An 18511-nucleotide genomic window follows, 5' to 3' on the forward strand; every position below is an offset into this window, starting at 1 on the left:
AACGACAGGTGCGGATCGCGATCCATGCGTTCGAGGGTGTGACGATGTTCCACCTGGCCGTGCCGCAGCTGGTGTTCGGCGAGGTCACCCGGCTGGGCCTGGCCGAGGGCTGGGACACGGTGCTGTGGAGCACGGGCGCGGACATGATCACGACGGCGGAGGGCTACTCGCTGGGCCGTCTCGCCGGGCCAGAAGCTGCCGAGGACGCCGACCTGGTGGTGATCCCCTCCTGGCCCTATCCGCCGGTGGCCGTCGACGAGCCGCTGCGCGCCGTGCTCACCCGCGCCCATGCGCATGGGTCCGGTGTGGTGGGTCTGTGCATGGGGGCCTTCGCCGTCGCCGAGGCCGGCCTGCTGGGCGGGCGGCCCGCCGTCACGCACTGGGAGGGGATGGACGAACTCGCGTCCCGTCACCCGGAGCTGGCGGTCGAGGACTCGGTGCTCTACATCGACCACGACGACGTCATGACCTCCGCCGGCACGGCCTCCTCCCTGGACGCCTGCCTGCACCTGGTCCGCAAGCACCTGGGTGCCGCGGCCGCCAACCGGGTCGCCCGCAGCCTGGTCGTGGCCCCGCACCGGGAAGGCGGCCAGGCGCAGTACATCCAGCGCCCGGTCGCCCGGCCCGACAGCGGGGATCCCCTGGCCGCCACACTGGACTGGGCGATGGCCCGGCTGCACGAGCCCCTGTCCATCGACGAGCTCGCCGCCCACGCCCGGATGAGCCGCCGGACCCTGGTGCGCCGCTTCCGCGACACCACCGGCACCACCCCCGCTCGCTGGGTCCTCGCGCGACGCCTCGACGAGGCCCGCAGCCTGCTCGAGACCACGCGCTGGGGTGTCGACCGCATCGCGCTGGCCTGCGGCTTCGGCAGCGCTGTCACCCTCCGGCAGAACTTCGTCTCGGCCTACGCGACCACGCCGTCCGCCTACCGGCGGAGCTTCGCCCTCCGAGAGGCTGGCGGGGATTCCCGTTAGGTGCAGGCTCCGGAACATCCGGAGCACCCCTTAGCCTGGGAGCACCACGACCGGCGCCGCGGACGTCCGGTGCGGGACACGGGGCGGGGAGCGCGAGATGGATGCAGGACGTGGACGCCCCGACAGCGACGAGCGGAGCCCGCAGCCCAAAGGCGGTGCCCGACGGGCCACCGTGGTGCTGTGGGCGCACCGGTTCGGCTTCCTCGTCACCAGCGTGCTGGCCGGCTGGGGCGTCTACCACCTCGTCCTCGAGGAGATCGACGACGACGGGCGTCTGCCCTGGTTGTTCCTGCCCCTCTGGGTGCTGTCGGCCTATGTGCTCCTGCCGCGGCTGAACCGTCTGCTCACCGGCATCTACGTCCCCAGCTACTTCATCGGACGGGCCCGCACCTCCGACGGCCTGCTGGGGGACCCGGTCAACCTGGCGGTGGTCGGCACCCCCGCGCAGCTGTCCGCCGCGATGGTCGGGGCCGGCTGGACCGCCGCGGACACCGACCGCGAGCGGGATCTCGTCGTCTCGTCCCTGCAGGCCGTCGGCGCCACGGTCCACGTCGTCGAGCAGAACTCCACCGGCTATCACGCCCGCAACGGAGGCGGGGACGCCATCGAGACGGACGGGGACCTGCCCGTCATCGATGTCCGCCCGATTCGGTGGAGCGGGTGATCAGCGTTCCGGGTTGGGGGTGAAGGTGTGGCCCAGGGCGGCGGAGACCTCGGCGAAGATCCGTGTGGCCGGGGTGGCGCACGGCAGGGTCCTGGGGTCGTCGGCCAGCACCGGGGACTCCGGGCAGTCCCCGGAGGGGATGTCGCTGGTGGCCTGCACGACCACGGTGGTGTCGGTGGTGGTGTCGTAGTAGACGGTGGTGTTGTACCCGGGCTGCGTCCCGGTGTGCCCGACCCAGCCGTCGATGCACCCGAAGCCCAGCCCGTAGCCGGACTCGGGGGGCTGGAACGAGGTGAGGCGCTCTCGCTGGGCCTCCGGTTCCAGCAGTCCGTGCCCGGTGCCCAGGGCCCGGCCGTAGGTGAGCAGGTCGTCCACGTCCGAGATCAGGGCCCGGCGGTGGCTCCCCAGCTGGGGTTCCAGTGCGTGGCGTCGGCCGGCGCCTCCGGCGTCGCGGTGTCGCCCTGGAGCGTGAAGCCCTGCGCGTAGGGTTCCGGCATCTCGGTGGAGGTACCGGGCCAGACGGTCTCGTCGAGTTCCAGCGGGTCGAAGATCTGCTCCTCCAGGACCTCCCCGATCGGCTGGCCGGTGACCTGTTCGACGACGAGGCCCAGCAGGATGTAGTTGGTGTTGGAGTAGTCGAACTGCGCGCCGGGGGCGAACTGGGGGGATTCCGAGACGCCGACGGCGACCAGCTCCTCCGGGGTGAAGACCTGCTGCGGATCCGCGAAGAAGCGGTCCGTGAACTGGGTGCTGCGGGTGTAGCTGGCCACCCCGCTGGTCATGTCCGCCAGCCGGCGCAGGGTGATCTGTTCTCCGTTGGGGATGCCGTCGACGTAGTCGGCGATGGGGTCCTCCAGGGAGAGCTCACCCTCCTCGGCCAGCTGCAGGACCAGGGTGGCGGTGAAGGGCTTGGTGACCGATCCGACGCGGGTGTGCACCCCCACCTCCATGGGCTCCCCGGTGGCCGGGTCGGCCACCCCGTAGGCGGCCGTCCAGGTGCCCTCCGGGGAGGAGACCCCACCACCGCACCGGGGGTGGAGGCCTGCGCGAACGAGGCCCGGGCGGCGGCGTCCAACGTCGTCGCCAGTTCCTCGGGCAGCGGCTCGGACATCTGCGCGGAGGGTTCTCGGGTGACGACGTCGTCGACATCGGTGACACAGGCCTCGGAGTCCGTGGCCGGAGCCGACGGTGCCGCCGCGGCGACCGGAGTGGCCGCCGGCCCGGCCGGGGAGGGCGGCGCGGCGGTTGCCCCGCCGGTGGTCCCGAGGAGGAGCGCCGCCGCCGTGGCGGCGGCGAACGTGCGGCGCGTGGATCGTGCAGGTGCGGACATCTTCGTTTCCTTCTCGATCGGCGCAGGCCGCTTCCGGAGGGCCTGCACCCGGAGAACAGTGCTTCAGGCGCAGTCGCCATGGGCGACGATGTCGACCCCTGCGCCGCACTCCACCGCGAAGGCACATCCCGACAGCACGCACGGGCCGGGGAATCGATGAGATGACGGGCCGGTCCACGGCCCCGGATCACGCACCGGCCCCGGTGAACGCGTGGGACAGGCGGTGCCCCCAGCGTAGGACGGTCCTCCGGGTCGGCCGGCCGACCTGCCCCGGATCGTTACCCAACCGCCGAAGATGTCACGCCCCTTCGCCGGCCGGCAGCGAGCCGTGGCCGAGCACGAACTCGGCGAAGCGCTCGCCGATCCGCAGGTGCGTGGTCGCGTCGGGGTGGAGGGCGTCGGGCAGGGGGAGCTCCCGGGCGTCGGACTCCCCGTAGAGCTCGCGTCCGTCGAGGTGGAACAGGTGCGGATCGTCGTGCGCCCGCTCCGTCACGATCCGTGCCAGTTCGGCACGGATGACCGTCAGGGTGAGCTTGCCGGCGGCGACCTCGCCGGGGTCGCCGGTCGCCCGGAACCGCAGCTCACCCCGGGCGAGGGCGTCCGGGTCGAAGGCGCCGGGTCCCGGGGTGTTCTCGTGGATCGGGCACAGGAGGGGGGAGATCACCAGCAGCGGGGTGTGGGGATGGCCGTCGCGGATCGTGTCGAGGAAGCCGTGCACTGCGGGGCCTAAGGCCCGCAGCCGCATCAGATCGAGGTTGACCAGGTTGATGCCGAGCTTGACGCTGATCAGCTCGGCTGGGGTGTCCCGGATGGTGCGTGCGGTGAACGGGTCGAGCAGCGCGCTGCCCCCGAAGCCGAGGTTGAGCAGATTGAGGTCGGCCCGCCTCGCGGCGACCGCCGGCCAGGTGCCGGTGGGATGCACCGCGTTCGAGCCGTGGCTGATCGAACTGCCGTGGTGCACCCACCTCGGGCGCGGGTCCTGCACCGGTCGGAGGGGGGCGTCGGAGCGGAGCTCGGCCAGTTCCACGGTCTCGTTGTGCGGCATCCAGAGCTCGACCGTCTTGGGGCCCCGGGGCAGATCGTCGAAGACGACGCCGCCGAGCCCGGCCTGCGTGATCTGCCGGTCGCCGGTGGTCATGTCGATGCTCACCACGGTCGCGGCCTCGAGGCCGGCCTGCCGGGTGCGCCGGCCGTCGACCAGCAGGTCGAAGATGCCCGCCGGGCGCGGTGGTGCGCCCTCGTACCGGAAGCGTGTGGCGCGCCCGCGGAGCTCGACGCGGCTCGCCTCGGTCGCGAAGAGCAGCCGCGCGCCCGAGGGCTGGGACTCGGCCATGGCCAGCTGCGGGTCGCGGGCCTGGTTCCTGGCCCACGCGGGGAGGCGGTGCGGGATCACTCCGTCGTCCGTGTGCTCCAGCTCCACGACGCCGTGGAGGAGCTCGTCGGTGACGGGCGTGGTGCAGTGTCGGTCGGGGATCGGCATGGTCCTCCCAGGGGGTGTCGGGTCCGGCAGCGGTGGTTCAGGGTGCGGGGTCGGGCGGGATCAGGGCGAACTTGCCCACGTGCGTCTTCTCGAGGAACTCCCGTTGGGCGGCCGCGATCTGCTCGAGCGGGAAGACCCTTGCCAGCAGCGGCCGGATCTCTCCGCGCTCGATGTAGGAGACGAGGTCGGGGAACACCTCTTCGTCCCACGCCGTGCAGCCGATCAGGGTGAGGTCCTTCAGGTAGAGGGTGCGCATGTCGAGTGCGACCAGGGGGCCGCCGATGGCCCCGGAGGAGACGTACGTCCCGCCCCTCCTGAGGAGGTCCAGCACGGCCGGGAAGCCGGGGCCGGCGACGTTGTCGACCACGACGTCGACGCTGTCCGCGCCCAGCACGTCCCGCGGGTCGTCCCGCCCGACGACCTCGTCGGCGCCGAGGGCGCGGACCTGGTCCCGCTTGGCGTCACCGGCCATGCCGACGACGTGGGCACCGCGCCGCTTGGCCAGCTGCACCACGGCCGATCCGACGCCGCCGGAGGCGCCGGTCACCAGGACCCGTGCCCCCGTGGTGACGCCGGCGCGGCGGACCATGTTCTCCGCCGTCCCGTAGGCGCACGGGATGGTCGCCAGCTCCGCGTCGCTCCAGTCGCAGTCCACCGGGAAGACCTCGTGCGCCGGGACGACGACGAACTGCGCAAATGCTCCGTCGAGATCGGAGCCCAGCCAGGTCGTGTCCCACGAGGAGAAACCCTTGGTGCGCATGCAGGCGCGGACCAGCACCCGCGCCCCGAGGGCGGACTCGTCGCCCCCACGGCCGACGGCCGCGATCCGCCCGCAGCAGTCCGCGCCCTGGATCAGCGGGAACGGGGTTGCCGCGTTCCAGCCCCCGTCCGGTCTCGTCGAGGCGTCTCCGACGGCGTCCTCGGACACATCGTTCGTTCCTGCCGTCACCGACGACGAGTACCAGCCGAGCCTGGTGTTGATCTCGGTGTTGTTCATGCCGGCCGCCAGGACGCGGACCAGCACCTCGCCCTCGCCCGGCTCAGGGATGGGCACTCGGGAGAGCACGAGACGGTCGTAGCCGCCGACACCGGTGGTGACGACCGCCATCATGGTCCCGCCGGCGACGCGTGTCCGGGGGAGGGGTGGGTTCGTGGTCATCCCTCATCCTGGATCACGGTCGGTGCTGATGCCAACGAGCGGACGGTCGCGGTGTCCGTGCGGGCGGGCCGAGACCGCGCTACCGGTTCGTGTTCACGAGGACGTCCGCGGCGTCCCCACCGAAGCAGTTCCAGGTGGCCGGCAGGGGGCCGTTCTCCTCGACGTTCCAGTTGTTCGTGATGGTCAGGCACTCGAGGACCAGGTTCTCCGCCGTGACGTTCTTGTTGCGTTCCCGGTCCGCTTCGGCATCGATCCTGGCCTGCTCGAGACGGGACTGGGCGCGGTCCACGTTCGCCTCGGCCTCCACGACCCGGTTCAGTGCGTCCTGGGCGGTCTGGTCGAGCGCCGCCGGCGGCAGCGCCACGGAATCCAGTTGCACCCCGTAGGGGGACAGGCGTTCGGTCAGGGCCTTCTCCACGGCCTCCCGCACCTCTTCCACCTTGCCCTCGGCGCGGGCCTCCGCGGGGGTGTAGGACGCCAGGACGGTCGCGACCGCCTCCCTGGCCGCGGGCTGGACGAGCATGCCGTCGACGTTCTCGAACTGCCGGTACCGGGACCACAGCTCCTGGGCCTGTTCTCCCGTGATGGTCCACTGTACGGTCATGTGCTGGGTGCCGGAGCCGCCGCCGGCGAAGGCGATCGGGGCGTCCATCTCCGAGCGCTGCAACTGGGTGGAGAAGGTCTCCACCTCGGCCCAGGGCGCCTTGATCTGCCATCCCGCCTGCAGGGTCCGGGAGTACTTGCCGAGGCTGGTCTCGATCCCCACTTCACGTGCGCCCACTCGGGCGAGAGCCGTCCCGGCCGTGACGAGCAGCAGGAGCACCAGGGCACTGACGGCGGTGAGGCCGGCCGCCTTCCTCGTGGCGCTGGGGTGGACGTGCTCGCCGTCCGCGTCCTTCCGGACGGTCTCCTTCGGGGACATCATCCAGCCGAGGATCGAGATCACGGTGACAAAGGCCAGGACGATGGCCGTGACGATGTAGAACATGGCTTCCTGCTCTCCACTCCTCGGAGTTCTGGCCTCTCACCGCCCTCGGCGCGGCAGTTCACTGGTGTGAACAATGCCATGCCGCGACATCGTGGAGGCCGCAGACCCCGGGTGTCGCCGTCCCACTCTTTGGGGGACCGGGGTGCCTGCCGGAGCGCCACCGCCTCCGCGCAGGCCGCGGTGCAGGGCTGACGGGCGAGATGCGTCCGGTCACGGACTGGGAGCAGGCACAGCGACCTGGTTCCAGAGCGGTCAGTGGGCAACCCGGATCAGAGTCGGCTGTTGGTGCGCCGCCTCCTCTGAGCGTGCGTCATCGAGGTGGCCGTGGGCGACGCCTCCGCCGGTCAGGGGCATCGGATGCGGCAGCCGCCGGACTCGCGACCGGGGCGGCTCAGGTGCTCGACCGGGTGAAGGTCACGTGGGTGACTCCACGGGGCGAGGAGGTGGCCTCGACCCGGTAGTCCGCCTCCAGGCCCTCGAGTCCCTCCCACAGGCGCACGCCGCGGCCCAGCAGGATCGGGACCACCACCACGTGCAGGTGGTCGACGAGCCCGGCCGCCAGGAAGTCGCGGACCGTGGTGGGGCCCCCGCCGATGCGCACGTCCTGGCCGTCGGCGGCCGTGCGCGCCGTCTCGAGCGCCTCTGCGGGCGAGGCGTCGATGAAGTGGAACACGGTGCCGCCCTCCATCTCGATCGAAGGGCGCGGGAAATGGGTGAGAACGAAGACGGGCGTGTGGAACGGCGGGTTGGGACCCCACCAGCCCTCCCACCCGGGGTCCTCGTGCCACCCGGGCGGACCGAACTTCCCCGCTCCCATGATCTCGGCGCCGATCCCCACACCGTGCAGCTGGGCGAAGGCGTCGTCCACGCCACCGCTGCCGCCGGGATCCCACCACCGGGTGGCGATCATCCATTCGTGCAACCTCTGTCCGGCGTGCCCGAAGGGGGCGTCCTGGCTCAGCCCCTCACCGGTGCCGAAGCCGTCGAGGGAGATGGAGAAGTTGTGGACGCGGGCCCGTGACATGGCTGGTGCTCCTTCGCACTCGGCGACTCCGTCGTCCCCCGATGATGACTGCTCGGCGCCCCCGGGGAAAGAGTCGCCTGTGGCCGCCGCCGGTGAGCATCGCCTGACGGCGATTCCCGTGTGCTGTCCCTCGTGCCCCGGCCGGTCAGGCCTGCTGTCCACGCCGCGGCCCGCGACGGGCCCGGAGCCGGACGGTTCCCGCCAGCAGCAGGCATGCGCCCGCCAGGGTGCCCGCGAACCAGTGGACGGAGGAGGGGACGCCCACCGCGCCGGCCAGGACCCCGAGGCCCAGGACCGGCACGGCACTGCCCAGATAGGTCACGACGTAGACCGCGCTGACCACCCGGGCGTTGTCGGCGGCCGGAACGGCCACGGACAGCTCGTTGAACGCCGTGCGGAACGCGACACCCTGGGCCGCCCCGGCGAACAGGGCGCCGAGGAGCAGCAGCGGCAGGCTGGACAGCGCGCCCGCCACCCCGATCAGCGCCGTGCCCAGGGCCATCCCCACCAGCGCCCCGGGCAGGGCCCGGACGCGGGGGCGTCCCACCAGCTGCGCCGTGGCGGACCCGATGAGCACGAGGGCCGCCAGCGCCCCGATCCCGGCCGGGGAGCTCACCCCGAGCGTTCGTGCGAAGTAGCCCGGAGCCAGCGAGAGGCTGAAGCCGAAGAGCGCAAAGCTGAGGAAACCGACCGCGGCCGCCTGCTGGAACCGCGTGCGGACCCCGGGCGGCAGGCAGAGACGGCGCGGCCGCAGGGCCTTGAAGGCCGCCGATCCCGGGGCCGGGGCGATGGCCGGCCGGGCGTGCAGTGTCCACAGCGGCACCAGGACGGCGATCAGCATGGTGCAGTGGACGGCGAAGGGAGTCGTCGTCGGGTGGGGCAGCTGCCCCAGGGCCCCGCCCAGGAGGGGGCCCGCCGCCACTCCGCCCGCCGACGCCAGGAGGGTGAAGCGGCCGGCCCACTCCGGGCGGTGGGGCAGGAGCTCCCGGAGCGCCGCGCTGCTGGCGCCGGTCACCATCGCGACGGCTGCGCCCTGCAGGACCCGACCGGTTACGAGACCGGCGAGACCCCCGGCGGTCGCGAAGACGATCTCACCGGCCAGTCCCACGAGGACCGACAGCACCAGGGCAGTGCGCCGCCCGATGTGGTCCGACCAGTGCCCGTAGAGGACGAGCCCGGCGATGAGGGCCAGGACGTAGGAGGAGAACGCCACCGTCACCGCGAAGGGGCCGAGCCCCAGGCGCTCCTGCAGCGCGGGGTACAGCGGGGTGGCCAGGTTGGCGCCCACCAGCAGCAGTGCCGTCGTGGACATGGTCAGCACCAGGCGGGAGCGCGATCCCGCGTTCCATCCCCGGCCTGCGTCGCCGGCGCCGGAGCGCATGGTCAGCTCGTTGAACACGGTCATCGCGGGCCTTCCGGTGGGATCGGCGATTGCGGGCTGTGCCGTGGGCGGCCGGCGCAGTGTGCTCACGCAGTCTGCCGGAGACTGAGCCCGGCACCACTGAGATGCTTGCGGAACTGATCACGCTGATCAAAAGTTGGAGGCGGACCACTGACAGGGAGACCACCGTGACCACACTGGACGCCGTCGACATCGGGCTGCTGCTGCACCTCCTGCGGTACCCCCGGGCGCAGATCGGGGAGGTGGCGGCCGCACTCGGGGTCGCCCGCAACACCGTGGTCTCGCGGATGCGCCGGCTCGAGCGCCGGGAGGTGCTGCGCTCCGGCGGTCGAGACGTCGACCTGGCCTCCGTGGGCTTCGACGTCCTGGCGTTCCTCACCCTCGAGGTCACCCACCGGGAGCTCGACGCCGTCGTCACCGCCCTGCGCGGCATCGACAACGTCCTGGAGGTGCACGAGATCTCGGGGCGCGGGGACGTCTGGTGCCGGGTGGCGGCGCGGGAGACCCGTGATCTGCACGCCGTCCTGCGTTCGATCCTGCGGATCCGGGGAGTCCTCCGCGCCGAGACGTCCCTGGCCCTCAGCGAGCAGATCCCCTACCGCGTCCAGCCCCTCCTGCGAACGCTGACGAAGGGCGACTCCACGTCAGCGTGAGGGCCGCTCCCCGGCGCGCTCTCGCGCTTCGCGCGCCCCGATGCGTCGACATGTTTCGCCGGGCGGTTCCGGTCCGTGGTCCGGGTCGCTAGTCTCAGGTCCACCTGCGGGCAGAGGCGAATCCCCCACCAGCGCGCCGTCTGCGACTCCCGGACTCCTCGGCGTCCACCGGCGCGCCCGGTTCCATCGGGCAGCCGGGATCCGCGGGCCCCGCGACGGTCCTGGGGGTCCGGGAAGCGGGGCACTCCACCGGAAGCGTCACGCCCCGCGGGGGCGGACACCGACCGGGCACGGCACGACACCACCGAGCACACCACTACGACGAAGTAGGGAAGCGCGATGACCACCACGACCAGCATCCACTCCGGGGCGACACCGCCCGCACGGCCGGCACCGCAGACGATCGGTACCGGCGTCCGAGGGTTCCAGGTCCTGCCCCGGGAGCAGACCCGGCCCGGCGCCGCACCGGCCGGAAGCGCCGGGCGACCCCCCGGCCGCGGGAGTTCCGAGTGGGAACGCCCCGAGGACGACGAGGAGGTCATCACCGCGGTGCTGGCCGCCGTCAGCCACCGCTCCTCCCGGGAACGCCCCGAGGACGACGAGGTGGTCCTCACCTACACGAGCGAGCCCGCCTGCCGGCACGTGGGGTGAGCCCTCGGACCGGGCGCAGCGACCGGTGAGTGCTCAGGCGGTGCGCCGGAGCGCGAGGATCGTCGTGTCGTCATCGGCGCCGGAGGTGCCGGCGTAGTCGCTGCACAGCATCACGAGCTCTTCGGCGGTGCCGGCCAGCGTGTTGAGGGCTGCGGCGGTCGCGACGGCCGCCTCGAGGTCGTCGAAGAAGTCCAGGTAGCCGTCGGAGACCACCAGCAGGGTCTGTCCGGGCAGCAGCGTGGTGGTGTGCACGTCCCAGATCCACCCGACCACGACCCCCAGGGGCGGGCCCGAGGAGATCAGCCGGCGGTGGGCGCCGTCCGGGGACAGGATCAGCGCCAGGCCGTGGCCGGCGTCGATGTAGCTCATCTCCCCGGTCCCGGTGTGCACCCGGGCGATGAAGGCGGTGATGAACGCCCCCGCCTCCTCCAGCAGCGGGGTCAGCGCCCCGGCCGCGCGCTTCATGGCCTCCGCAGGGGGGTTGTACTGGAACGTCCCGCGCAGCACGGCGCGCGCGGAGGCGGACAGCAGGGCGGCGGGGATGCCCTTGCCCATCACGTCGGTGACCATCGCCTGCACCTCGTCGCCCAGGACCATCCAGTCGTAGAAGTCCCCGCCGATGGACCGCGCCGGCAGGCACCGGCCGGCGGCCTCGACCACGGGGGTGACCAGCCCGGTGCGGGGCATGAGCATCTGCTGGATCTGTTCGGCCCGGTCCAGCTCCATCTGGGCCGCGAGCTCGCGCTCCACCCACCCGGCCATCTCCGCGAGGATGCGCCGCTCCCGCTCGTCCAGCTCGCGCGGGACGCTGTCGACCAGGCACAGGGACCCGACCGGCTCACCGCCGGGGGCGTGCAGCGGGTGGCCGGCGTAGAAGCGCACCGGGTCGTCCCCGGTGACGAACGAACTGCCGGTGAAGCGCTGCTCGGTCATCGCGTCGGCGACGATCAGCGGGGCGTCCCGGTCGACCGTGCGCGCGCACAGCGAGTCGGCGCGGGTGGCGTGGACGAGTCCGTCCAGTCCTGCCTCGGCCTTGGTGAACTGCCGGTCGGCGTCGATGAGGTTCACGGCCGCGGCCTTCACCCCGAAGACGTCCTGGGCGATGCGCACCACACGGTCGTAGCGCTCCTCCCGGGGGGTGTCCAGGATCTTCAGGGCGTGCAGGGCATCGACCCGGGCGGCCTCCGTGCGGGCCGTGTGCGTTTGCATGCCACCAGGCTATCGGGGTGGGGACCGGCGACGACCGCCGGCACCCCCCCCGGAGGGTCTGCCCCTAGGCTGGGCGGGTGAACGCACCGACAGCCGTCGCACGGGCCGAGCGCCACCAGGTGGCGGTGTACCTGGTGACCATCGCGGCCGCGGTCCTCGTGGGCTGGACGGTGCCCGGCGCGCCGGCGCTCGCCCCGGCCATCACCCCGGTCCTGGGGCTGCTGCTGTTCGCCACGTTCCTGGCCGTCCCGTTCGCCGCACTGGGCCGGGCCTTCGCGGATCTCCGCTTCCTCGCGGCGCTGCTGGTGGTGAACTTCCTGGTCGTCCCGGTCGTGGTCCTCGGGCTGTCCCGGCCGGTCGCCGGGCACGAGGCCCTGCTGCTGGGCGTGCTGCTCGTGCTGCTGGCCCCCTGCGTGGACTACGTCATCGTCTTCACCGGCCTCGCCGGGGGCGCCGCCGACCGGCTGCTGGCGGCCGCCCCGCTGCTGATGCTCGCGCAGATGCTGCTCCTGCCCGCCTACCTGCTGCTCCTCGCCGGCCCGGAGGCGGTGGCCCTGGTGGAGCTGGGCCCCTTCGCGGAGGCGTTCGTGCTCCTGATCCTGCTGCCCCTGGCCGCGGCGGCGGCCGTGCAGCGGGCGGCGTCCCGCTCCGCCGCGGCCCGGCGGCTGGAGTCCGCGACGGGCGCGGCGATGGTGCCCCTCATGGCGCTGACCCTGTTCACCGTGATCGCCTCGCAGGTGCGCGGGGTGGGGGAGCAGCTGCCCCACCTCGCGGCGGTCGTGCCGCTCTACGCCGGCTTCCTGGTGCTCATGGTCCCGATCGGGATCCTGGCCGCCCGCCTGGCCCGCCTGGACGTGCCGGTCTCCCGGGCCCTGGTCTTCGGCGGGGTCACCCGCAACTCCCTCGTAGTGCTCCCCCTGGCCCTGGCGCTGCCGGAGCGGCTCGCGCTGACGCCGTTCGTCGTCGTCACCCAGACCCTGGTCGAGCTGGTGGGGATGGTGGTGCTGGTGCGGCTGGTCCCCGCGCTGGTGCGGGACCGCGATCCACGACACAGTGGGGGCACCACCTCGTCCCACCGAAAGGCACCCCGCCCATGACGCAGCGCCTCCGCCCCGCCACCCAGGCCCTCCGACTGTGGGGTCCGCGCCAGTGGGGCGTCGCGGTGCTCGCGGGGCTCGCCACCGCCCTGGTCCTGGGGCTCGCCACCGTGCTCATCCCCAACGGCGTCTTCAGCCGCGAGATCCCGCCCGTGTGGTGGAACTACCCCGTCTGGATCGCCACCTCGGCGCTCACCGGTGTCCTCGTGGCCTCCTACGTGTCCCCCGTGGCCGGCGGCACCCCGCTTCCCGGGGACGACGACGTCGCCGCGGCCACCGTGGCCCGGGCCGTCGAGTCCGGCGAGCGCCGCAGCGCCCGGCTGGGCGCGGTCGGCACGTTCGCCGCCTGGTTCGCCGTGGGCTGCCCGGTCTGCAACAAGCTCGCGCTGCTGGCACTCGGCTCCACCGGGGCCCTGACGTGGTTCGCGCCCGTCCAGCCGTGGCTGGGGGTGCTGGCGCTCGCCCTGAGCGCGTTCGCCGTGGTGCACCGCCTCGCCGGGCAGATGGCGTGCCCCGTGAACCTGCCGGTCTCCACCGCGCGCAACGCGGTGGTCCCGGCCGCCGCCGAGGCGCCGAAGGGCAGGTAGGAAGGGACGCAGCGGCGGTCCTCCCCGCTGCCTGGCCGGGGCCGTTCGCCGGCCCACCCCTCGTGCGACGCGCTCCGGGTTCATAGACTGGCCCTCCGCGCCGCGGACCGCAGTTCAGCAGTCGAACACCGTCAGCAGTCCACCGAAGAAGGGACCTCCCCATGACCGACCAGGACAACGGCACCGCCAAGGTGCGCCAGCTCATCAAGGACACCCGGATCGCCATGCTCACCCACGCGGACGAGCACGGGAATCTGATCTCCAAGCCGATGGCCACGCAGGACGTGGACTTCGACGGCACCGTGTACTTCATCGCCGAGCGCACCTCGGACCAGGTCCAGGACCTGCAGCAGCGGCCGGCCGTGAACGTCGCCTACGCCGGGGACGGCGCCTGGGTCTCGCTGACCGGGACGGCGCTGGTGCTCAACGACGAGGCCAAGCTCAAGGAGCTGTGGGACAGCTTCACCGGCTCCTGGCTCGAGGGCGGGCCGGAGAACCCGAACAACATCCTGATCGAGGTCACCGGCCGCTCCGCCGAGTACTGGGACACCCCCGGCGGCGGCAAGGTCACCCAGGTGGCCAACCTCGTGAAGTCCAAGGTCACCGGCGACACGATCAAGGGCGACAAGGGCGTCGTCGACCTCTGACGCCGGCCGGGGCCGTCCGCTCCGCCCGGACCGGACGGTCCCGCCCCCGGGCGTGTCCCGGGGTGCGTTGGTAGGATCCGGGCATGAACACTTCTCTGGTCCGCCCCCGCAACGGCAAGCTCATCGCCGGCGTCTGCGCGGCCCTGGCGGCCCGCTTCGGACTGCCGAAGTTCCTCGTGCGGCTGGGCTTCATCGTCTTCGGCCTGGTGGGCGTGGGGGAGCTGGTCTACATCGCCCTGTGGATCATCATCCCCAAGGAGGCCTGAGCCTCACCCCTGCTCCTCCGGCCCCGCGTGCGGGTCGGTGATCTCGCGCAGTGCTGTGAGCGCCTCGCGCAGCTGGCGCATCCTCCGTCCGCCCAGGTGCGCACTCCACTCCGCCTCGATCCGGGCCTCCTCCGCGCGGGCGATCGGCACGAGCTCGATTCCCCGGCCCGCGATCCGCACCAGCCGCGCCCGGGCGTCGCGAGGGTCGACCGTGCGCTCCACGTAGCCCGCGCGCTCGAGCCGGTCCACCAGCACCGTGGCCGTCTGCTTGGCCACCTGCGCCTGCTCGGCCAGCTCGGACAGGCGGGTCCCGTCCGGGCCGATCCGCGCCAGGATGCGCGCCTGCGGCACGGTGAGGTCCGTGTAGCCGGCCCGACGCACCGCCTCCACGATGCGGTTCTCCGCCGAGCGGTGCGCGATGAACATGAGCACCCCGATGTTGAGCTGTCCTGTCATGCCCGCCCCTCGAAATAGTCTTATGAACGAACTATAATCGGGTCACCCGGAGGACACGAGGGGCCCGGTGGCGGCCCCGTCCGCGGGCGAGGAGGCAGGACCATGAGCACGGTCCGGAAGCACAGCACGACCGGCCCGATGGGCGACGACGACGTCTGGGCCGTGATCGACCTTCAGCGCCGGCGCACGGCGGACCTGCTCGCCGGGCTCTCCGGGGAGCAGTGGGACCACCCGTCGCTGTGCGAGGGATGGACGGTGCGGGACGTCGCCGCCCACCTGACGCTGCAGCAGCTGGGTCTCGGCGCCGCGCTGCTGTCCGCGCTGCGGCACCCGGGCGGCCTCAACCACGTCATCCTCGAGTCCGCCCGTGACCGCGCCCGCCGTCCGGCGGACCGCCTGGTCGCGGGCATCCGCGCCACGGTGGGCTCCCGGCGGCACAACGTGGGTGTGACGAGCCTCGAGACGCTGACCGACATCCTGGTGCACGGCCAGGACATCGCCGTGCCGCTGGGCCTCGAGCTCGAGATGCCCCCGGAGGCCGCGGCCGTCGCCGCGGAGCGCGTGCGGTCCACCGGGGGCACGCGCACGGCGCGGGTGTTCCGGCACCTGCCGCTGGAGGGCTTCCGGTTCGTCGCCACCGATGCCTCCTGGGCCGCGGGCGAGGGCCCCGAGATCCGGGGACCGGCCGCCGCGCTGCTGCTCCTGCTCACGGGCCGCCGCGCCGGGCTGGACCGGCTGACGGGAGACGGAGCCGAGATGCTGCGGCGCCGGCTCGCGCCCGCGTGACTCCTGGGCCCACGCGGCTCCATGGCCCCCGGGCGGGGCGCTCGACGGCTCAGGCCGTAGGGCGGGTGGAGTCCCGGACGACGAGCTCGGGCTGGAAGCTCACGTGACGGTGGTGGTGGCCGGGGTCGGTGATCTCGTCCTCCAGCAGCTCCACGGCCGTGCGCCCGATCAGCCGCGCGGGCTGGCGGATCGAGGAGAGCGGGACGATCGCCGAGGTCGCGAAGTCGATGTCGTCGTAGCCGATGAGCGCGATGTCCTCGGGCACCCGGACGCGGTGGGTGAACGCGAAGGCCTGCAGCAGCCCGAGCGCCAGCAGGTCGTTGGCGGCGAACACGGCCTCGGGGCGTCGCTCCGGGGGGAGCTCGAGGATCTGCTCGCCGACCCGGCGTCCCTCCAGCACCGTCAGGGCGGTGGTGCTGAAGGACTCCAGGGACGCACCGGGCACGGCCTCGACCGCCCGCTGCGCCCCCGCCCGGCGGTCGCGGACCTGGTGCAGGGAGTCGGGGCCGCCCACGTAGGCGATCCGCCGGCGGCTCGTGCCCAGGAGGTGCGCCACGGCCGCGCGGCCGCCCTCGACGTCGTCCACGGCCAGCGAGCAGTACTCGCTGGGAGCCGCGTGCTCGTCCACCAGCACCACCGGGGTGCCGCGGGAGCGCAGGACGTCGACGCGGGCCCGCTCCGGGGTCTGGGGGGTGACGAGCACGCCCCGGACCCGCTGCTCCTCGAACAGGTCCAGGTACAGGCTCTCCCGCTCGGGGGAGAGCCCCGCGTTGCCGATGATCACGGCCTGGCCCAGCCGCTCGGCGGCCGTCTCCGCGCCCAGGGCGATCTCGTTGTAGAACGGGTTGGCCGAGTCCTGCACCACGAGCCCCACGGTGCGCGAGCGGCCGGCCTTGAGCTGGCGCGCGACGTCGTTGCGGACGTAGCCCAGGTCCTCGATGACCCGGAGCACACGGCGGCGGCGGTCCTCGGAGACCACCTCGGGGCGGTTGAGGACGTTGGAGACGGTGCCGATGGACACCCCGGCCTCCCGGGCCACCTCCTTGATGCTCACCGCCGGTCGCGCAGGGGTCACGTCGTCACTTTCCCTCGGAACTGTCCAGGTCCTCGATTCTAACGATCCGGCCGCCGGGCGTGCCCGGCGCGCGGGCGGGCCGCATTCCCCTCGACGCGCCGGGCCGCGGCTCCCCGGCCGGCACGCCGAGGGGCCGCGGCCCGGTGGTGTCGCTGCGGTGCGCCGGGCTCAGCCCACCGGCTGGGCCGGCCGGGAGGCGGGCGTCCCGTAGCGGTCCTCCTCGATCTGCTCCAGGCTCTTGCCGCGGGTGTCCGGGGCGCCGATCACGCCGACGAGCAGCGCGACCAGGAGGGCCCCGATCATGATCATGCCCACGAAGGGCACGCCGTGCTCGGCGAGCAGGGTGGGGAACCAGTAGCTGAGCAGGCCCACGACGATGCGGGCGACGAAGAACAGCACGCCCTGCGCGCTGGCACGGTAGCGGGTCGCGAACATCTCCGCGGCCCACAGGGCGTAGAACGCCTGGGCGCCGATGCCGGCGGACACGCCCCAGAGCACGGCGAAGAGGATCAGCACCGGCATGGTGACGTGGGCGAAGACCAGCAGCACCCAGGCGGCGATCCCCAGGAGCGCCCCGATGCCGTAGAGCAGGCGCCGGTCGACCCGGTCGCCGTAGCGCATGAAGCCGAACCAGGTGGCCAGCACCGTGAAGCTCCACAGCAGCACCTGGAGCAGGTTCTGCTGGGTGGCCGACTCGACACCGGCGGTCTCGTACACCCGCGGCATGAAGATGCCCATCTGCCCCGCGACGAGGTTCCACAGCGCGTACACGCCCACGAGGAAGAGCAGCGCCTTGAGGTTGGTGCGGTTGGTGAGCAGCTCGCGGTAGTTGCGCCGCTTGATCCCGGTGGCCTCCGAGGCGCGCCGCTCCTCGTCGGACTTCTTCCAGGTGTGGGACTCGGAGAGGCCCCGGCGGACCCACCAGGTGACGAAGGCGACCACGAACAGGTGGGCGAAGACGATGCGGGTGCCCAGAAGCCCCAGCGGCACCACGAAGGTGGCGAACAGGAACACCAGCGCCGGGGCCAGGGACCACGCGAACTGGGCGGTGCCCACGTGCTTCGCCCTGGCCTCGGACGGCGCCTCCTCGGCGATGTAGGTCCAGGCCACGGGAACGCCGGCGCCCACGGCGATGCCGGTCAGGACCACGCCGAGCACCAGCATCCACGGCGCCACGGCGAAGATCACGAAGGCGGTGCCGATCATGTACAGGATCAGGTCGTAGGTGTAGATGAACTTGCGCCCGTACCGGTCGCCGAGCGGCCCGCCGATCAGCGCGCCGAGTGCCGCGCCGAAGGCGTTGGCGCTGAGCGCGGCCACGAGGCCGACGGCGAGGTTCGTGAAGCCGAAGTACTCCTGCCACAGGCTCAGGCTGGTGGCCAGCGCGATGATGGACCCGGCTTCGATGTAGTTGGACATGGAGACCGCGATGGTGGCCTTCCAGCCCCCGAGCTTCGTGGTGGTCATGGGTGATCCTTCGGTGACGGTGACGGTGACGGTGACGGTGACGGTGACGGTGACGGTGACGGTGACGGTGGTGCCGTGCGGGTGGTGGTCCCGGCTCAGGCCAGGTGGAAGTACGGGAGGAGCGGTTCGGGGTGCGACCCCTCGACGAAGTACTGGGCCATCTCGGCCTGCCAGCGCGCGTTGACCGGGTGGTCGTCCATGAGCGCCTGGGCGGACGCGACGTCGTCGGCCTCGAAGCAGCCCACGACCAGGCCGTCCTCCGGGTGCAGGAACAGGGAGTAGTTGCGCCAGCCGGTCTCCCGGAGGGTGGCGAGCATCGTGGGCCAGACCTGCTGGTGCACCTCGACGTACTCGGCGAGCTTCTCGGGGCGGACGTGGAGGAGGAAGCACCGGCGGGTGCGGGTGATCTCCTCGGGCAGCTCGATCAGCTCCTGCAGCGTCGCGGCGGACGGATGGGCGCCCATGCGGGACTCCTTCGTGGTGGGGCCGTCGGAACGACCGGCCGGGGACGAGAGGCGGTGACGCTCAGCGGGGCGGTCCGGGCGTCCCGCCGAGCGCGGCATGTGAGGTGCCTCTCAGTACCGGGCCATCGT

The 18511-nt window shown here is 72.7% G+C and carries 21 protein-coding genes; 9 read left to right on the plus strand and 12 right to left on the minus strand.

All coding sequences use genetic code 11. The features are described from left to right. Nucleotides 1-8 precede the first annotated feature (8 nt). On the plus strand, nucleotides 9-977 hold the full coding sequence (locus tag E7Z53_RS04180; protein ID WP_109221871.1) for a GlxA family transcriptional regulator: 969 nt from the start codon (nucleotides 9-11) through the stop codon (nucleotides 975-977). 97 nt (nucleotides 978-1074) lie between these two features. Next, nucleotides 1075-1641, plus strand: a complete 567-nt coding sequence (locus E7Z53_RS20710) for an LssY C-terminal domain-containing protein (protein WP_176337265.1) — start codon at nucleotides 1075-1077, stop codon at nucleotides 1639-1641. Here E7Z53_RS20710 and E7Z53_RS19955 read toward each other — a convergent pair whose 3' ends face one another. The 7 genes from E7Z53_RS19955 to E7Z53_RS04215 all read right to left on the minus strand — a co-directional run bounded on the left by E7Z53_RS19955 (nucleotide 1642) and on the right by E7Z53_RS04215 (nucleotide 9027). Then, complete coding sequence (locus tag E7Z53_RS19955) at nucleotides 1642-2016, minus strand: serine hydrolase (RefSeq protein WP_217905462.1); 375 nt, start codon at nucleotides 2014-2016, stop codon at nucleotides 1642-1644. It lies immediately after the preceding gene. 8 nt (nucleotides 2017-2024) lie between these two features. Continuing rightward, nucleotides 2025-2579, minus strand: a complete 555-nt coding sequence (locus E7Z53_RS19960; RefSeq protein ID WP_369597954.1) for a serine hydrolase domain-containing protein — start codon at nucleotides 2577-2579, stop codon at nucleotides 2025-2027. 690 nt (nucleotides 2580-3269) lie between these two features. Further along, nucleotides 3270-4451 (minus strand): SGNH/GDSL hydrolase family protein, encoded by a 1182-nt coding sequence (locus E7Z53_RS04195; RefSeq protein WP_109221868.1) that lies wholly within the window; start codon nucleotides 4449-4451, stop codon nucleotides 3270-3272. Between the two features lie 37 nt (nucleotides 4452-4488). Then, complete coding sequence (locus E7Z53_RS04200; RefSeq protein WP_255219437.1) at nucleotides 4489-5610, minus strand: zinc-binding dehydrogenase; 1122 nt, start codon at nucleotides 5608-5610, stop codon at nucleotides 4489-4491. A gap of 79 nt (nucleotides 5611-5689) precedes the next feature. Beyond that, a complete protein-coding gene (locus E7Z53_RS04205; protein WP_035925270.1) occupies nucleotides 5690-6598 on the minus strand; it encodes an SPFH domain-containing protein in 909 nt (302 codons plus the stop codon). Between the two features lie 391 nt (nucleotides 6599-6989). Continuing rightward, nucleotides 6990-7622 carry a dihydrofolate reductase family protein gene (locus E7Z53_RS04210; protein ID WP_035925273.1) on the minus strand — a complete coding sequence of 211 codons (633 nt, stop codon included), beginning with the start codon at nucleotides 7620-7622 and terminating at the stop codon, nucleotides 6990-6992. A 145-nt stretch (nucleotides 7623-7767) separates the two neighbouring features. Next, on the minus strand, nucleotides 7768-9027 hold the full coding sequence (locus E7Z53_RS04215; protein ID WP_109244241.1) for an MFS transporter: 1260 nt from the start codon (nucleotides 9025-9027) through the stop codon (nucleotides 7768-7770). Between the two features lie 164 nt (nucleotides 9028-9191). Between E7Z53_RS04215 and E7Z53_RS04220 the strand changes: the two genes are divergently transcribed. Further along, nucleotides 9192-9677 (plus strand): Lrp/AsnC family transcriptional regulator, encoded by a 486-nt coding sequence (locus E7Z53_RS04220; protein ID WP_035925279.1) that lies wholly within the window; start codon nucleotides 9192-9194, stop codon nucleotides 9675-9677. A gap of 339 nt (nucleotides 9678-10016) precedes the next feature. Then, the gene (locus E7Z53_RS04225; RefSeq protein WP_035925281.1) at nucleotides 10017-10328 is read left to right on the plus strand and encodes a hypothetical protein; all 312 of its coding nucleotides are present in this window, start codon (nucleotides 10017-10019) and stop codon (nucleotides 10326-10328) included. A 33-nt stretch (nucleotides 10329-10361) separates the two neighbouring features. Here E7Z53_RS04225 and E7Z53_RS04230 read toward each other — a convergent pair whose 3' ends face one another. After that, complete coding sequence (locus E7Z53_RS04230; RefSeq protein WP_176337266.1) at nucleotides 10362-11537, minus strand: PP2C family protein-serine/threonine phosphatase; 1176 nt, start codon at nucleotides 11535-11537, stop codon at nucleotides 10362-10364. Between the two features lie 77 nt (nucleotides 11538-11614). On the opposite strand from E7Z53_RS04230, the gene E7Z53_RS04235 reads away from it, so the two are divergent. The 4 genes from E7Z53_RS04235 (at nucleotide 11615) to E7Z53_RS04250 (ending at nucleotide 14134) form a co-directional block, all read left to right on the plus strand. Beyond that, the gene (locus tag E7Z53_RS04235; protein WP_176337267.1) at nucleotides 11615-12634 is read left to right on the plus strand and encodes an arsenic resistance protein; all 1020 of its coding nucleotides are present in this window, start codon (nucleotides 11615-11617) and stop codon (nucleotides 12632-12634) included. Then, on the plus strand, nucleotides 12631-13221 hold the full coding sequence (locus E7Z53_RS04240) for a hypothetical protein (protein WP_176337268.1): 591 nt from the start codon (nucleotides 12631-12633) through the stop codon (nucleotides 13219-13221). Before E7Z53_RS04235 ends, E7Z53_RS04240 begins: the two co-directional genes overlap by 4 nt. A 161-nt stretch (nucleotides 13222-13382) precedes the next feature. Further along, the gene (locus E7Z53_RS04245) at nucleotides 13383-13868 is read left to right on the plus strand and encodes a pyridoxamine 5'-phosphate oxidase family protein (RefSeq protein ID WP_017834031.1); all 486 of its coding nucleotides are present in this window, start codon (nucleotides 13383-13385) and stop codon (nucleotides 13866-13868) included. A gap of 83 nt (nucleotides 13869-13951) precedes the next feature. Continuing rightward, nucleotides 13952-14134, plus strand: coding sequence for a PspC domain-containing protein (locus E7Z53_RS04250; protein WP_176337269.1), 183 nt, complete (start codon nucleotides 13952-13954; stop codon nucleotides 14132-14134). A 3-nt stretch (nucleotides 14135-14137) separates the two neighbouring features. Here E7Z53_RS04250 and E7Z53_RS04255 read toward each other — a convergent pair whose 3' ends face one another. Next, a complete protein-coding gene (locus E7Z53_RS04255; protein ID WP_109221860.1) occupies nucleotides 14138-14590 on the minus strand; it encodes a MarR family winged helix-turn-helix transcriptional regulator in 453 nt (150 codons plus the stop codon). Nucleotides 14591-14692: 102 nt separating this feature from the next. Here E7Z53_RS04255 and E7Z53_RS04260 point away from each other — a divergent pair, with 102 nt between their 5' ends. Continuing rightward, nucleotides 14693-15376, plus strand: a complete 684-nt coding sequence (locus tag E7Z53_RS04260; RefSeq protein WP_217905464.1) for a maleylpyruvate isomerase family mycothiol-dependent enzyme — start codon at nucleotides 14693-14695, stop codon at nucleotides 15374-15376. A gap of 49 nt (nucleotides 15377-15425) precedes the next feature. Here E7Z53_RS04260 and E7Z53_RS04265 read toward each other — a convergent pair whose 3' ends face one another. The 3 genes from E7Z53_RS04265 to E7Z53_RS04275 form a co-directional block, all read right to left on the minus strand. Then, nucleotides 15426-16451 (minus strand): LacI family DNA-binding transcriptional regulator, encoded by a 1026-nt coding sequence (locus tag E7Z53_RS04265; protein WP_369597955.1) that lies wholly within the window; start codon nucleotides 16449-16451, stop codon nucleotides 15426-15428. Between the two features lie 168 nt (nucleotides 16452-16619). Beyond that, nucleotides 16620-17918: an MFS transporter gene (locus tag E7Z53_RS04270; RefSeq protein WP_017834026.1), complete on the minus strand. Its 1299-nt coding sequence runs from the start codon at nucleotides 17916-17918 to the stop codon at nucleotides 16620-16622. A 95-nt stretch (nucleotides 17919-18013) separates the two neighbouring features. Beyond that, a complete protein-coding gene (locus E7Z53_RS04275) occupies nucleotides 18014-18382 on the minus strand; it encodes an L-rhamnose mutarotase (protein WP_176337270.1) in 369 nt (122 codons plus the stop codon). Between the last annotated feature and the right edge of the window lie 129 nt (nucleotides 18383-18511).

Source organism: Kocuria salina (assembly GCF_013368965.1).
GTDB classification, from domain to species: Bacteria; Actinomycetota; Actinomycetes; order Actinomycetales; family Micrococcaceae; genus Kocuria; species Kocuria rosea.